General features: G+C 46.5%; 13 protein-coding genes. 6 read left to right on the top strand and 7 right to left on the bottom strand.

Annotation, left to right across the window (positions count from 1 at the left end):
- Positions 1-185: 185 nt before the first annotated feature.
- The 4 genes from IRJ16_RS04080 to IRJ16_RS04095 all read left to right on the top strand — a co-directional run bounded on the left by IRJ16_RS04080 (position 186) and on the right by IRJ16_RS04095 (position 4,906).
- Positions 186-428 carry a helix-turn-helix domain-containing protein gene (locus IRJ16_RS04080; protein WP_194110261.1) on the top strand — a complete coding sequence of 81 codons (243 nt, stop codon included), beginning with the start codon at positions 186-188 and terminating at the stop codon, positions 426-428.
- 199 nt (positions 429-627) lie between these two features.
- A complete protein-coding gene (locus IRJ16_RS04085; RefSeq protein ID WP_194110262.1) occupies positions 628-1,311 on the top strand; it encodes a hypothetical protein in 684 nt (227 codons plus the stop codon).
- A gap of 24 nt (positions 1,312-1,335) precedes the next feature.
- Positions 1,336-3,177 carry a hypothetical protein gene (locus IRJ16_RS04090; RefSeq protein WP_194110263.1) on the top strand — a complete coding sequence of 614 codons (1,842 nt, stop codon included), beginning with the start codon at positions 1,336-1,338 and terminating at the stop codon, positions 3,175-3,177.
- Positions 3,178-3,289: 112 nt separating this feature from the next.
- Positions 3,290-4,906: an ATP-dependent DNA ligase gene (locus IRJ16_RS04095; RefSeq protein ID WP_194110264.1), complete on the top strand. Its 1,617-nt coding sequence runs from the start codon at positions 3,290-3,292 to the stop codon at positions 4,904-4,906.
- A gap of 176 nt (positions 4,907-5,082) precedes the next feature.
- On the opposite strand, the gene IRJ16_RS04100 is transcribed toward IRJ16_RS04095, so the two are convergent.
- Entirely contained in the window at positions 5,083-5,934 is an 852-nt protein-coding gene (locus IRJ16_RS04100) for a 4-hydroxy-3-methylbut-2-enyl diphosphate reductase (protein ID WP_194110265.1), read from the bottom strand.
- Between the two features lie 83 nt (positions 5,935-6,017).
- On the opposite strand from IRJ16_RS04100, the gene IRJ16_RS04105 reads away from it, so the two are divergent.
- Both IRJ16_RS04105 and IRJ16_RS04110 read left to right on the top strand, forming a co-directional pair.
- Entirely contained in the window at positions 6,018-6,830 is an 813-nt protein-coding gene (locus IRJ16_RS04105) for a DUF1365 domain-containing protein (RefSeq protein ID WP_228079845.1), read from the top strand.
- 71 nt (positions 6,831-6,901) lie between these two features.
- The gene (locus IRJ16_RS04110; RefSeq protein ID WP_194110266.1) at positions 6,902-8,140 is read left to right on the top strand and encodes an SAM-dependent methyltransferase; all 1,239 of its coding nucleotides are present in this window, start codon (positions 6,902-6,904) and stop codon (positions 8,138-8,140) included.
- Between the two features lie 192 nt (positions 8,141-8,332).
- Here IRJ16_RS04110 and gcvT read toward each other — a convergent pair whose 3' ends face one another.
- The 6 genes from gcvT to IRJ16_RS04140 all read right to left on the bottom strand — a co-directional run bounded on the left by gcvT (position 8,333) and on the right by IRJ16_RS04140 (position 15,086).
- Entirely contained in the window at positions 8,333-9,412 is a 1,080-nt protein-coding gene (gcvT, locus tag IRJ16_RS04115; RefSeq protein ID WP_194110267.1) for a glycine cleavage system aminomethyltransferase GcvT, read from the bottom strand.
- A 35-nt stretch (positions 9,413-9,447) separates the two neighbouring features.
- Entirely contained in the window at positions 9,448-10,659 is a 1,212-nt protein-coding gene (locus tag IRJ16_RS04120) for a glycosyltransferase family 4 protein (RefSeq protein WP_194110268.1), read from the bottom strand.
- Positions 10,660-10,709: 50 nt separating this feature from the next.
- Entirely contained in the window at positions 10,710-11,306 is a 597-nt protein-coding gene (locus tag IRJ16_RS04125; protein ID WP_194110269.1) for a ribonuclease HII, read from the bottom strand.
- Between the two features lie 163 nt (positions 11,307-11,469).
- On the bottom strand, positions 11,470-11,841 hold the full coding sequence (locus IRJ16_RS04130) for an iron chaperone (RefSeq protein ID WP_194110270.1): 372 nt from the start codon (positions 11,839-11,841) through the stop codon (positions 11,470-11,472).
- Positions 11,842-11,847: 6 nt separating this feature from the next.
- Positions 11,848-12,573, bottom strand: coding sequence for an SGNH/GDSL hydrolase family protein (locus IRJ16_RS04135; RefSeq protein WP_194110271.1), 726 nt, complete (start codon positions 12,571-12,573; stop codon positions 11,848-11,850).
- 59 nt (positions 12,574-12,632) lie between these two features.
- Complete coding sequence (locus IRJ16_RS04140) at positions 12,633-15,086, bottom strand: T9SS type B sorting domain-containing protein (protein ID WP_194110272.1); 2,454 nt, start codon at positions 15,084-15,086, stop codon at positions 12,633-12,635.
- Positions 15,087-15,155: the final 69 nt, after the last annotated feature.

Here is a 15,155-nt window from a genome sequence, read left to right on the forward strand (position 1 = left end):
TTCCTGTTGTATATCTTGGTAGAGATATAATTGTTGAAACAAAAGTACAGCCAACAAGCTCTTGCCACAACTACTTATACGTCAGAATTTGTAAATTAGGTTCGGTTTGAGAAAGAAATAAGTTGAAACCGACCATTTTTTTTAATTTTGAACGTGCGACCGCACTATAACCTATTGTAAATTATATGTTACTTACTGATTTTGAATACCTTAACAATTCTGAGGAAGCTTTTAAGAAGAAAGTTTCATTGCAAATAAAGCGCTTGCGCAGGCAAAATCAGGTTACCCAAGAGAAATTTTATAGCGAGACCAACATTAACATAGCCCGCTTAGAATCAGGCAAGATAGACGTGCGTTTAGACACTTTACGTAAGGTTTGCTATTACTTTGATGTCTCCTTGTCGGGTTTTTTTCAGGGGATCTATTAAATAATATAATAGCCGAAAGGCACTGTTGTAATAATTAGTACGCAATTCTGTAAAAGTGTACAATGAATGTAGGCTTAAAACTACAAATGGTGGACAACACGGGGACAAATACCGTTTTATAACCCATTTGCGGCATTTTGAGGTTTAAACTTATTTGGAGTGATCTGTTTTGCTTACCTTCATGCAAAATTATCACATCATGAAAAAACTCCTCACTTTCATGCTGTTAGCGTTCCCGGTAATGCTAATGGCCCAGGAGCAGCCGCCTGCCGAGGCTTCTGCTTACAAAGCACCAATTTCTTATCAGGTCACTGCAGGTACACAAGGCATCGGTGGCGACTTTCGTTACGGGTTCCTGAACAACCTCTCGGCCCGCTTAGGTGCCAGCTTTGCGGTTGTTAATGCTAACGCCGATTATTCCTTTTCGGGTTTCACCAGTACGTCCAGCCAAAAAGTAAATTTTTCTAACGTGCACTTACTGGCCGATCTTGTGCCTTTTAAAAGCATGCAAGGTTTTAGGATAGTTGGCGGTGCCGGTTATCTTTTTAAAGCCGACGGCAACGTTACCGTAACCCCAACCGGCAACTACAATTTTGCTAATTACAACCTTACCGGTGCCGAAATTGGCACGTTGGACATGAATGTGGGTTGGAAAGGCGTTGCACCTTATTTGGGTTTTGGTTTATTTAAAGCCTTCCCAAGCAATTTCTTTAATTTTAACCTGGACCTGGGTACCTATTACCTTACACAACCATCGACCCGTATCATCGGCACTAACCTTTTGACCGATAACAGCAAACTTGAGCCGCAATTTAACGAGAACCTTAAAGGTTACCGCTGGCTGCCGGTATTGCAATTGAATTTCAACTTCCGTATTAAATAATTAACCTGACATATCATCATCATCATGAAATTTTTAGCTCGCACTAAAGCAAGCCGATCGGCTGCTATTGCCTTAGCCTTGACCATATTGACCACGGCAGGTTTTTACGGCTGTAAAAAGCCTACCGAAGGTATCGACCTTATTGTTAATACCGGCACACTTGTAAAATCGCCTGTACTGATCCATTTCCGTAATGCCAACCCATCGGCCACTAATCAGCCCGGCGATTTTAACGTTACCATCACCGGTCGCGATTCGGCACTGGTAGTGTTAGACGGCGGTAGTTCTAAATTTACCGCATCACACGGGTTTTTACCTTTATCATTACGCAGCGCTGCTAAGCCTACCAAAGCGGCCCCGATCATATTTAACGTAACATCGTCGGTAACGGGCTATGCGCCGGTAACCAAAACGGTACACGTAACCGGCGACAACACGCAGATCATCGAGATAGACCTGGTAGAATACGCTAACCCAACTGCGGGTACGTTGAGTTTATCGCGCACTACGGCACTGACCGGCGGTACATCGGCTGCGGTAGATCTTACCACTACGGCATCGGGTACAACTACCAAAACAGCTACGTTAAGCATACCTGCCGGTACGCAAATGCTTGATGCCGCTGGCAATGTTATTAATGCATCGTCGTTAAAAAGCAACGTTGTACAATTTAGCAGTGGTGTGCCATCTATTATCAACGCTTTCCCGGGCGGTTTAAGGGCCGATCTGGTAAGGGGACCTAACGGCGCACTGGTGCCCGGAGGCGTTAACTTTGTTACCGCAGGTATGTTGGCTATTGATATGACGGCTGATAATACGCCGGTAAAAGGTTTCTCTAAACCGGTTACCATGAGCGTGCAATTGCAGACCGGCCTGAACAACTTCTACACCGGTAACCCGGTAGCTGTTGGCGACACCATCCCAATGTGGAGCTATAACGAGAGAAATGGCGAGTGGAAAAGAGAGGGCGTAGCTAACATTGTAGCCGAGAATGGCCAATTGGTAGCTAAAACAACCATAACCCACTTATCATACTGGAATATCGACTTTATGTATTATGGCGATTACTACGTATCTAAAAACCCATTAGCGATCAACCTTATCCCGTCAACCGGTGCTAACTGGGCCGGCCAATACTATGTTCAGTTGCAAACCGCTGATGGCAACTACCTGACAGGCTGGAGCTACTATCGCCCGGAATATGATTTTTATCAGCAATTCACCATTTCGGCATACTCGTACAATTATTATGGGTACACCTACAGCAGCTTCTCGCAAACATCGCAAACGGTTACCGGTAAATTTGGTTTAGGCGCGCCAAGCCTGCCAAAAGCGGCCCGTGCTAAAATTGTAGTTTACGACGAGAGAAAAGGATACACCAAGGTAGGCGAAAGCGCCATCTTTAACACCGAAACGGCCGGCTCTGTTAACATTAACGTTACCCCTCCGCCACCACCGGATTATGTTAAAGTATATTTTAGTGTAAGCAGTAAGTGTACTACTAAAAACATCACTACCTCGCCATCGGGCTGGTATTATCTGTATGATGCTACCGCCGCACAATCTGGCGAGTACGGCTATACTTACTTCTACCTATATAACGGTGTGATCTATAACTACAGCTATAACGACCAAACAACCATCGGTGCGACAGCAAGCGGCATCGGCGGCACTACCCGAATGGTTAACGGCCACCAATACCAGTTGCAAACATACTACAACAATGCCTGGATGTCTACATCGTTCACCTTTACTAAGGCTAACTTTACCTTGCCGCCAACTAATGGTTTAAGCGGCAGCAGCAAGTACGATGCAGCAACCAACACATTAACAGTTACCGCAGCATTTGATGTGAACTGTAAATAAGCCACCATCCCAATATTCAACAATACAAGCCGGGGCCGTTTTGGTCCCGGCTTTTTAGTTCCCGGACCGACCATAAAACATATCTGCCTGCCAATTGCTTTATGCTACAGCAATGAAAGCGTTCGCACAGTTATTCCAGGCATTAGACGAAACCAACAAGACCAACGAAAAAGTGGCCGTGTTAAAGGATTATTTTGTCCGTGTGCCCGACGATGACAAGATGAACATGCTGGCGCTGTTCACCGGCCGGCGACCAAAGCGACCGATCAATTCGACCTTGGTGCGCACCTATGCTTTGGAGGCATCCAATATACCGGCCTGGCTTTTTGAAGAAAGCTACCACGTAGTAGGCGACCTTGCCGAGACCATGTCGTTATTGATGCCCGAAGCTGAAGGTAGCAGTAATAAGACCCTGACCGAATGGATAGGCGAGATAAACGACATTGCCAAGCGTACGGAAGAAGAACGCAAACAATGGCTGATCAGCAGCTGGGCCATGCTGGACAGGCAGGAACGCTTTGTTTTTAACAAGATACTGACAGGCAGTTTCCGCATTGGGGTCTCGACCAATTTGGTCATTAAGGCCTTGGCCGATGTTACTGAACTGACAGCATCTGTCCTCACCCACCGTTTAATGGGCAGCTGGATGCCCAATACCTATACATACGCTCAGCTAACACAGGAGCAGGCCGATGAGGACGATATATCCCGCCCTTACCCGTTTTTTTTAGCTTACCCGATACAAGAGACCTCGACTGTGCAAAAATCGACAGAGGAGCTGCAAACAGCCTTGGGCGATGCCACAGATTGGCAGGCCGAGTGGAAATGGGACGGCATCCGCGCCCAACTGATCAAACGCCGGGGCGAGATATTTATCTGGAGCCGGGGTGAGGATCTGGCAACTGAAAAATTTCCCGAACTGCACCCTTTTTTAAATGAATTACCCGATGGCACCGTATTGGATGGCGAGATACTAAGTTTTGCTGATGGCCTGCCTTTGCCTTTCGGCATATTACAGACCCGCATTGGCCGGAAGAATTTAAGTAAAAAGATACTGGCCGATAGCCCCGTAGCGCTGATCGTTTACGATTGCTTGGAATATAACGGTGAAGACATTCGCCCAAAGACACAGAGCGAACGGCGGGAGATATTAGAAGGCTTACAGGCGAAAACATCCTACCCGGATATTTTCCGCATATCGCCATTGATCACTTTTAATACCTGGGACGAGCTGGCCGAAGTACGCTCCCGATCGCGTGAGATGGTTGCCGAAGGCATTATGCTGAAACGCAAAAGCGCCAACTACCAGGTAGGCCGCCGCCGAGGCGACTGGTGGAAATGGAAGATAGACCCACTATCGGTAGATGCCGTAATGATCTATGCCCAAAAAGGCCACGGCCGCCGCGCCGACCTGTACACCGACTACACCTTCGCCGTTTGGGATGGTGATAAATTGGTCCCTTTTGCAAAAGCCTATTCAGGCCTTACCGATGCAGAGATAAACAAGGTAGACTATTTTATCAAACGTAACACCTTAGAGAAATTTGGCCCGGTCCGCACGGTGAAACCTGAACTGGTATTTGAGATAGGCTTTGAGGGGATCAATAAGTCCAACAGGCATAAATCCGGTGTGGCTTTACGTTTCCCCAGGATATTAAGATGGCGTCAGGATAAACCGAAAGAGGAGGCGGATACGATTGAGAGTTTAAAAGCGCTATTAGGGGAATAAACCGAAGATCTTTAGAAGTATCCTCTACCTCAAAACACCCATGCGCAACCCATCGGTTGCGCGTTTTGTAAAAAAATTACAAAACGCAAAAAAGGCTCACATTTTTCATCAAAACCGTGCATTTAGCGCAATAATTCGGCACAAGAAATTCGGGACTTTAAGCAGGCTGATCGGACTTAATATCTTTCCAACTGAGCTTTTACTAATTCCATCAACCACATTGGTGTCGAGGTAGCTCCGGCTATGCCGATGGACTGCCCGGGGCGGAACATTTCGGGGTGCAACTCTTCTACCGATGATATAAAATGCGTATCAGGGTTATGCTTGCGGCATACCTCGTACAGCACTTTTCCGTTAGATGATTTTTTGCCGGATACAAATACGATCTGGTCGAAACTTTTAGCGAAAACCGGCAGATCCTTATCGCGGTTGGACACTTGTCGACAGATAGTATCGTTAGCTTTTACCTCAAAACCCTTGGCTAAAAGCTGATCTTTGATCTGGTAAAACTTGTCGGTGCTTTTTGTGGTTTGGCTATACAACGTGAATTTTTGAGGCAGTTCCACAGCATCCAGTTCGGCTATATCAGCGAAAACGATCGCCTCGTTATTGGTCTGCCCTTGCAGGCCTATCACCTCGGCATGGCCGTGTTTACCAAAGATCACGATCTTCTCGTCCTGATCGTGCGATGTTTTAATGCGATTCTGTAGTTTTAATACCACCGGGCACGAGGCATCTATCAGCGTGATGTTGTTCTCTAAAGCCAGCTTATAGGTCTCAGGCGCTTCGCCGTGGGCGCGGATGAGTACCTTTTCGTTATGCAATTCGTGCAGTATGCTATGGTCAATGATACGCAGGCCTTTAGCTTTCAGGCGCTCAACCTCTTCATCGTTATGGACAATGTCGCCAAGGCAGTACAGATAGCCGTCCTCGGCCAGTATCTCTTCGGCCATATCAATAGCGTAAACCACGCCAAAGCAAAAGCCCGAATCTGCATCAATGGTCACTTTTAAGTTGTACTCACCCATAGTGTTACAAAATTACGGAGAAAGTTTGGTAAACATCAAAATATTAAGGCATCCATATCAGGTGTTAATTCGTACCTTGTAACATGGCTAACGCTATTAATTCTTGTCTATACAAAGCACGGGTAATGCACCACCGGCTCGAGCCTAAAAAGCATCATTTCCATTATGATATTTTTATGTTCTACCTGGATCTGGATGAGATAGATAGCTTGAATAAAAGGCTACGCTGGTTCAGTCGCAATAAATTCAACCTGTTCAATTTTCGGGATAAGGATCACCTGCAACTGCCGCGTGAGATGCCCGCAACTGGCAAGAACACCCGTGAACACATTACCCAATATCTAAAGGAAAACGGTGTAGACATTGGCAAGGGCCGGATTATGCTGCTGACCAATCTGTGTACTTTGGGGTATCAATTCAATCCGGTATCATTCTATTTTTGCTATAACGAGCAGGATGAGGTGGTTTGTTCGATAGTAGAGGTCTGCAATACTTTCCTGGAAATGAAGCCTTACTTTTTAGGCGGCGATACACGCAATGGTGATGAGTTCCATTTGAATACCACCAAATATTTCTATGTATCGCCATTCATCGATATGGATACCAATTTTGATTTTAACCTGGAAGTGCCGGGCGATAAATTGAACGTCAGGATAGATGACTTTAACCAGGATGGCAGCCGGTTCTTCATCAGCACCTTATCAGGCACACGTGTCCCGCTGACGGACGGTAAGATGCTGCAGTACTTTTTCAGTTTCCCGCTGATCACGCTAAAAGTGATCGGCCTGATCCATTGGCAAGCGCTTAAACTATGGTTAAAAAAACTACCTTTCCATAAAAAGACCGACAATGCCCATCTGCAACGCGATGTTTACCGCCCGTCGGGAGTGAAATAAACAAACGATCTGAAAACTTATTGGTTGATAAAGATCGTACATGCCTAAAACAATAATACAATTATAACCCAATGCCGAATACCCTTACGCTTGTTAAAAAACGCAGCTTTTACCAGGACATCGTCTTAAAGGCGCTATCCGAAATGGACAAAGGCACGCTGCACCTGAGCCTGCCCGACGGGCAAAGTTTTACCATGGGTACTGGCGAAGGCAACATTAGTTGCCGGTTAAATATTGTTGATCCTGCATTTTTTAAGCGAGTGATCCTATACGGCGATATCGGTTTCGGCGAGGCTTATGTAGATGGCCTTTGGGAGACCGACAACATCACCAATGTGATCAAATGGATATTGCTGAATATAGAGAACGCGCCAAGTGTATCGGGTGGTAAGGTAAAAGCTTTCGGGCTGAATATTTTAAAATGGTTCAATAAGATCTATCATAGTAACCGCGCTAATACGCTGGATGGCAGCCGAAAGAACATATCCGAACATTACGATCTGAATAACGATTTCTTCGCCAGCTTTCTGGATCCTACCATGACCTACTCGGCCGCTTATTTTAATAAAGAGGGTTTGAGCTTAGAGGAAGCGCAGTACGAAAAGTACGATCGCCTTTGTCGCCAACTGCACTTAAAACCAACCGACCATGTGTTAGAGATAGGCAGCGGTTGGGGTGGTAATGCCATTTTTATGGCCAAGAACTATGGTTGTAAAGTAACCTCGCTCACCATCTCAGAAGAGCAGCATAAATTAGCCACCGAGCGTGTAAAAGAAGCAGGCTTGGAAGACCGCGTAGAGATTCTGATCAAAGATTATCGCCTGATAGAAGGCACTTTCGACAAGATAGTTTCAGTAGAGATGTTGGAAGCCGTTGGGCATGATTATCTGGAAGAATACTTTCGTCGTTGCCACGAGTTACTGAAGAAGAGTGGTATACTTGCTTTGCAGGTGATCACCAGTCCGGATAGCCGTTATGAGAGTTTGCGTAAGGGTGTGGATTGGATACAGAAACACATTTTCCCGGGATCGCTGCTGCCCTCGGTTGCGGCTATCAATTGGGCCGTTAACAGCACCGGCGATATGACGCTGGTAGACCTTAAAGATCTTGGCTTGGATTATGCATACACGCTTAAATTATGGTATGAGCGGTTCAATGCGAGCTTGTCAACCGTGAAAGACCTGGGTTTTGATGACCGCTTTATCCGCAAGTGGAATTATTACCTCTGCTATTGCGAGGGGGCTTTTGCTATGCGTAATATCAATGTGATGCATTTGACTTATACAAGGCCTAATAATATTGAGCGGTAGACACCAACGAGGGAATTGGGTTCGCTGAACATTGCGCATAAGTTACCCCTTATTAAAGTTTTTACTAAAGCAGTGTCCGTGGTCTTCCCCTAAATTAGGGGAAAGCAAAGGCAGTGCAAATTGCAGTGGCTTTAATAAGGGGTAAAATTCGGGGAGCGCTTGCCCCTCCTAAAAGCGGCAAAGCCGCTATTGTTATTTGTAGAATGGCGGCTTTGCTACTTTTGCTTTAACCTTGTTATCGCGGATGAGGATGTAGATCTCGGTGCCTTCTTTGGCAAACTCGTTAGCTACGTAACCCATCCCGATGGCTTTTTGCAACGATGGGGATTGTGTCCCCGATGTTACGCGGCCAATCTGGTTACCATCGGCATCTACGATCTGGTAATCGTGCCGCGGGATACCGCGGTCTATCATTTCAAAACCTACGAGTTTTTGCTTAACGCCTTCAGCTTTTTGAGCTTGCAGGGCAGCGCTATTGGTAAACTCCTTGCTGAATTTGGTTACCCAGCCTAAGCCGGCCTCTAACGGCGAAGTTGTATCGTCGATGTCGTTACCGTACAGGCAGAAACCCATCTCTAAACGTAAAGTATCACGGGCTGCTAAGCCGATCGGCTTGATACCGAAAGCCTCGCCTGCGGCAAATACGGCGTCCCAAAGTTTTTGAGCATCGGTGTTGTCAACATATAACTCAAAACCACCGGCACCGGTATAACCGGTTGCAGAAATAACTACATTATCGATACCTGCAAATTTGCCCTTAGTAAAAGTGTAGTACTCCATCGAGCCTAAGTCGGTATCGGTAAGGCTTTGCAAAGCTTCGGCAGCTTTAGGGCCTTGTACGGCTAATAATGAGGTACGGTCGGATATATCTTTCATGTCCACACCGCCGGTGTTGAATTGGCTGATCCAATTCCAGTCTTTTTCAATGTTCGACGCGTTGACAACCAACATGTAGGTCTTCTCATCTATACGATAAACCAACAGGTCATCTACGATACCGCCGTCCTTGTTTGGCAGGCAAGAGTATTGCACTTTACCGTCGTATAGTTTAGAGGCATCGTTACTGGTTACACGTTGGATCAGATCTAAAGCACCTTCGCCTTTTAAAATAAACTCGCCCATGTGGCTTACATCAAAAACGCCAACGGCTTTGCGCACGGTGTCGTGCTCGGCGTTGATGCCGCTGTATTGCACAGGCATATTGTAGCCTGCAAAAGGCACCATTTTAGCGCCAAGTTGTATATGTACGTCGGTAAGAGCAGTAGTTTTCATTTAAAGCGTTTTGTTACGCTGCGAAATTAGTAAAATCAATTCACATCTTTAGGCAGCACGCGTTTGTAAAACATCACTAAGCGGGTGGTAATAGCGCCTATATCGTGCTGGGCCTCTATCATCCGGCGAGCGTTAAGGCCAATTTGCTTGCAATATTCCTCGTCGGCCGTGCAACGTTGTATGGCATCGTAAAACTCCTGACGGGTGTTGGCGATGATGATATTGCCGCCATCATGATACTGGATACCCTCAGCCCCAAGACTGGTAGAAATAATACATTTTTGCATGGCCATCCCTTCAACGATCTTCACCCGCATGCCACCACCGGACAGCAGCGGAACGATCATTACCGACTTGCTGTTCACAAACTCCAGCGCGTTATCTACCTCGCCCTTAATATAGATCTTGTCCAGCGCTTCGTACTCATCGAACTGCTCGGGAATATCATTGCCGGCTACGTAAAACTTGGTGCGTAATTCGCCGTTGACGATATCGTTATGGAAATTCTCTAAGAACCACTCGATGCCCTCGCGGTTAGGCATCCAATCCAACGAGCCTAAAAAGAACAGGCTTGGGAATTGGGTCTTGCGCGGTTCGGGGCGATAATGGTCCATATCGATACCGACCGGGATCACCTCCAAATTCACATTCAATTCATAACTTTCAATGGTCTTTTTATCCTGTTGAGTAAACACCGATATCCCATCAAAACCCTTGATCTGCTGCAACTCGTACTTCTTAATGCGCCTGGCTACCAGGTTAACGAACCAGCGCTTCAGCGGATCTTGTTTTTGCAGGGCCACGCGTTCCCAAACTTGGTGTTCGATATTGTGGGCGCGATAAATGAGTTTGGCTTTGGTGTTTTTGCGGACGCTCTCCAGATAAGTTGCCACGAACAGGCCCTCAAATTGAATAATATCGAATTCTTTCTTTTTCACCTCGGCTATCAGAAACTTCTCGAAACCGGCATCATAATACCTGTCGGTACTGGTCGACTGCTTGCCTAATAGTTTGATGAGCGCACCCATCATAGAGATGCTGGTATCGATATTAAATACCCGGTGATCTATGCGGTCCAGCAGTTCATCTTGTGCCACCTGCTTGCCGGTCTCTTTTTTCTCGTTCAGGGATATGAGCGATACGGTGTGACCTTTATCTACCAAGCCACGGATAGTGTTCCCAACCACAATAGGGTAACCCCCATTTTGCGGGAACGGTACGCGATGTGTTAGTATCAGGATGTTCACAAAAAAGTGGCTTTATTTGGTTATCTGCAAAGATAACAGAACCAAGCAAACTAAAAAATGCTTAGTTGAGGATCGGTCACCTTAAAGGTGCGGCGGTGATAGGGTGTGTATCCAATTTGCCTTACCATGTTGCGGTGCTTAATGGTTGGGTAACCTTTGTTACTATGCCAATCGTATTCTGGGTGTTCTGTCGCGATCATGGCCATGTAGTCATCGCGATAGGTTTTAGCCAGTATGGACGCCGCAGCAATGCTGAGGTATTTGCCATCGCCCTCTACAATGCAACAGTGTGGAATTAAGCCGTATTTGTTAAAACGGTTACCATCAATGATCAAATACTCCGGCTTCAGATGCAGCATATCCAGTGCGCGATGCATAGCTAAAAACGATGCGTTGAGAATATTTATCTGATCGATCTCCAGATTATCTACCGATGCCACAGCATAAGCCAGTGCAGCAGCTTCTATCTCGGGGCGAAGTTTATAGCGGTCGGCCTCGGTCAGTTTTTTAGAGTCGTTAAGAAGGGGGTGACTGAAATCATGCGGCAAAATAACCGCAGCTGCAAACACCGGCCCGGCCAAACAACCGCGACCTGCTTCATCGCAGCCGGCCTCTAAATAGTCGTATTGGTAACGGGGTAATAACATGGGTGCAAAAATAAGAGTTATACGGTTTGGGTGGAGAAATATTGTTTGTCGGCTTTTACCCCTTATGAAAGTCTGTAGCAAGTTGCACTGACATTGCTTTCCCATAAATTAGGGGAAGACCACAGACCCTGCTTTTGCCGTGGCGTAAATAAGGGGTCAAAGCTCACTTTTTATTCTTCATCGCTGCCTTCTCCAAATTCTCCTGTATTTTAAATCGCACCATCGCCTTGATCAACTCCTCGGGCAATGGCTCATCCAGCGGAAACTGTACCGCGCCTTTAGAGTTTTTGTAGGCCGATATCTCTTCTTTAAAATGCGTAATGGCCGAACTTGGATAAAAGCCGATGTGTTTAGCATACCCGGCAAACCATACCGTGATATAGCCATCTTGCTTAAAAGCAGGCATCCCGTAGCTGATCACCTCTGTGGCAGCCGGTGCGGCTGAAAGAATGATCTTACGCATTTCCTGCAACAGCGCTTGTGTAGGCGGTGGGAAGGTGGCGATGTATTCGTCGGTGTTGGCGGGTTTGTTCATGGCGGTTTATTTTAGTGCTTTGGCAATAGCTTCTTCGGTGATCTTGGCCATGATCTGGTATCCGGCCACGTTGGGGTGGGCACCGTCGGTGGTCAGATCAGCGCGCTGGCCGTTGCGCTCGTCCTTTAGTGGGGTGAAGTAATCGAGCAGCACCAGTTTCTTTTGGTTGGCGTAGGCTTCTATCTCTTTGTTGAGGGCGATGATCTTGTCGGCCGGTTCTAATCCCTTGCGCCAAGGGTAATCAAAGATGGGTAAGTAGGCGCACAGTATGGGTTTGATCTTATTAGCCTCGGCCAGTTCTACCATCGACTTAATATTGTCCATAATGGTTTGATTGGTCACATGTCCGGTCGTACCTGCAAGATCATTACTCCCGGCCAGGATGATCACCGCTTTAGGTTTCAGGTCGATAACATCCTGACGGAAACGGATCAACAGCTGCCCCGATATCTGCCCGGCTATGCCACGGTTAACATAAGGCTTGCCTTCAAAAAACGCAGGCACTTTCTGTTTCCAGAATTCAAATATCGAACTGCCTAAAAACACCACGCGTTTTTCGCCAGGGGCTGGTGGGGGCAGGGCTGTGTTCTCGGCGGCGTATTTATGCAGGGTGGCCCAATCGTCTTTAAAATCCTCTTTAGGCGCGGGTGCTTTTTTAGCGGTGTCCTGCTGGGCGGATGCGTTAAACGTTATTTGAGCTATAAATAATAGCGATATTAATAATTTGATCATTGTAGTGCTGGTTTTTAACCTTGATCAAATATAATCGTTTACCAAGAAAAAGGGGTTGATCAGCGGATCAATGTTACATGACCGGAAATGGTTTCGCTGCCGTTGCCTGGCTCGATGCGGTAATAATACACCCCTGCGGTACACGGTTGGCCATTATAAGTGCCATCCCAAGCCACTCCATAGCCCGCCGACACGAATAGCTGTTGCCCCAACCTGTTAAAAACACCTACCACAGCTTTAGGGAAAGCGGTCATCCCCGCAATATTCCAGGTATCGTTAACGCCGTCGCCATTAGGTGTGAAAGTATTGGGCGGTACCAACCTAACAATATAAGTAATGGCGATACGGATCGTGTTAGACGATACCGTGCTTTGCGATGTACAATCTGTAGTGTTAGTTAACTTGCAGCTTATATGGTCGCCATCTGCAAGTTTGTTGGTTGTAAAAGTACTCCCTGCAGCTACTACTTTGCCGTTCAACATCCATTCATAAACCGGGTTTGTACCAGCGTTCGCAATGTTGGCACTAAATGTTACCGTGCTGCCGATGTAGATCTTATCCAGATCGGCCATTATGCTAATAACGGGTAAAAGCAATGGTTTTATAATAATAGCCACAGGCTGGCTGATAGCAACATCTGAAGCCTGGCAATATTGGGCATTACTTAGCACACGGCATGTTACCGCATCGCCATTTGCCAGCTTATTTGACGTGTAAGTGTTACCACTGCCTGCACCGGAAATGACCGAACCATTTAGCAGCCAGGTATAAACAGAAGCGTTGCCACTATTAGTAGCCGTTGCTGTAAAAGTGATGGCCTCACCCTGGCAAATACTTAACTTGTTGGAGGCTATGGAAACCGTTGGCACCTCAACCGGTGCAGATACCGAAATAGTATTACTGGTCGCACTCGTTATTGTTTGACAATACTGCGCATTACTGATGATATTGCAGGTAACCCTATCGTTGCTTTTTAGCTGGTTAGTGATAAAAACACTGCCGTTGCCTGAATTTGGTACCGCTGTGCCGTTTACGATCCAGTTATAAGTGGGAGCGATCCCCGCATTCGTTGCCGTGAACGTGATGGGAAAGGCGGTACAAGTAACATTACTATTAGATGTGATACTTACCGTTGGGGTTTCGGTAGGGGCGGTTATGGTTATGGTGTTGCTTGTAACGCTGGTCTCAGCTATACATAGCGCATTGCTGTACATAATACAGGTTATCTTATCACCGCTTTTTACAGTTGCACTCGTAAATACATTGTTGTTACTTTTGGACCCGGCGTTAACGCCATTTACTTGCCACTGATAAGATGGAGCTGCACCCCCATTTACCGCGCTTGCCGTAAACGTTGCGGGATAAGCCGCGCAAGACAAAGCATTGTCTGCCACTACACTTACCTTGGGTTGTGCCGGCGGTAGCACAGTAATGGCATTAGATGTTACCGTGCATCCGCTTGCAGTAGTAATCTTGGCGGTGTAAACGCCCGGTGCAGGGATAGTGTAAAGCCCGGGTACCATATTGGGATACCTTAGCACTCGCCCCATCTCAAAGTCTGTAAGATAAAGGTCTCCTGAGGCGGTCATCCAAATATCGGGGGAGTAAATGTTGTTATTGATGATCATCGTGCGTGCCGATGGCTGAGCTATTGGGATCCGCCAAATTCCTCTGAATTGATGTGAGGTGACGTACAAATTACCTTGGTTATCTCCTGTTATACCTATGGGGTTACCAAGTTGCCCGGCCACAACGGTACCATTAGATGATCCCGGACTAAATTTAAATACCGATTGCTGATCCGTATCGCAAACGTAAAGATCCCCGTTATTATCGATAAATATACCTGTAGGACTTGAAAGATATATGTTACTGCGCCCTGCAACCACTGTGCGCGTGCGAAGATCAGGACTGAACTTGGTAACGATATTTGCCGTTTGTTCAGAAACGAAGAGGTTGCCATCCTTATCAAAACATATTCCGGTCGGGATCTGCACAGCACTGACCACTGTGGTGCCGGACGCGGCTCCCGGGACCCATTTTTGTATGCGGTTGTTATTTTGGTCAGCGATATATATATTACCATCCTTGTCAAGCGTAACCCCCACCGGCCTGCTAAACTGGTTAGCGGCATTGCCTATTCCGTTACCTCCCGCAACCGTCACCCCAGATGTTGCGCCTTTAGCCCATTTTACTATACGTGCATTACTGATATCGGCAACGTATATACTGCCATCGCTATCAACAAATAAACGGGCCCACTGAGCGGTGCTTCCGCTTATACCGTTGCCAGCTACCACCGTCCCGGTAGGTTCGATGCCAACATTTTGGGTTAGTATGTCTCGGCCGTCTTGCTGCCAGGTAACCGATCGTATCGTTAAATTACTGGTAGCCGTTAGCACTCTACCAACGCAATCATTACCACTTATTGTTGCCGTGCAATTATTACCTTGAGCAAAAGAGGCTGTAAAATTAAATATCGCTAAAATGATCAGGGCAAAAAGGGATCTCACGTGATAAAGGCCGATTAAAAATTACAGCCCTAATTTAGCAAAAATTATGAAAACCACAAACGCAACAAA

The sequence above is a fragment of the Mucilaginibacter myungsuensis genome (assembly GCF_015222005.1).
GTDB classification, from domain to species: Bacteria; Bacteroidota; Bacteroidia; order Sphingobacteriales; family Sphingobacteriaceae; genus Mucilaginibacter; species Mucilaginibacter myungsuensis.

Bases quoted from the DNA above. Each gene is read 5' to 3' on its own strand.
- IRJ16_RS04090 (WP_194110263.1), top strand. From the start codon at position 1,336: ATGAAATTTTTAGCTCGCACTAAAGCAAGCCGATCGGCTGCTATTGCC.
- IRJ16_RS04130 (WP_194110270.1), bottom strand. From the start codon at position 11,841: ATGAACAAACCCGCCAACACCGACGAATACATCGCCACCTTCCCACCG.
- IRJ16_RS04105 (WP_228079845.1), top strand. From the start codon at position 6,018: ATGGCTAACGCTATTAATTCTTGTCTATACAAAGCACGGGTAATGCAC.
- IRJ16_RS04085 (WP_194110262.1), top strand. From the start codon at position 628: ATGAAAAAACTCCTCACTTTCATGCTGTTAGCGTTCCCGGTAATGCTA.
- IRJ16_RS04125 (WP_194110269.1), bottom strand. From the start codon at position 11,306: ATGTTATTACCCCGTTACCAATACGACTATTTAGAGGCCGGCTGCGAT.
- IRJ16_RS04095 (WP_194110264.1), top strand. From the start codon at position 3,290: ATGAAAGCGTTCGCACAGTTATTCCAGGCATTAGACGAAACCAACAAG.
- IRJ16_RS04100 (WP_194110265.1), bottom strand. From the start codon at position 5,934: ATGGGTGAGTACAACTTAAAAGTGACCATTGATGCAGATTCGGGCTTT.
- IRJ16_RS04080 (WP_194110261.1), top strand. From the start codon at position 186: ATGTTACTTACTGATTTTGAATACCTTAACAATTCTGAGGAAGCTTTT.
- gcvT (WP_194110267.1), bottom strand. From the start codon at position 9,412: ATGAAAACTACTGCTCTTACCGACGTACATATACAACTTGGCGCTAAA.
- IRJ16_RS04135 (WP_194110271.1), bottom strand. From the start codon at position 12,573: ATGATCAAATTATTAATATCGCTATTATTTATAGCTCAAATAACGTTT.
- IRJ16_RS04110 (WP_194110266.1), top strand. From the start codon at position 6,902: ATGCCGAATACCCTTACGCTTGTTAAAAAACGCAGCTTTTACCAGGAC.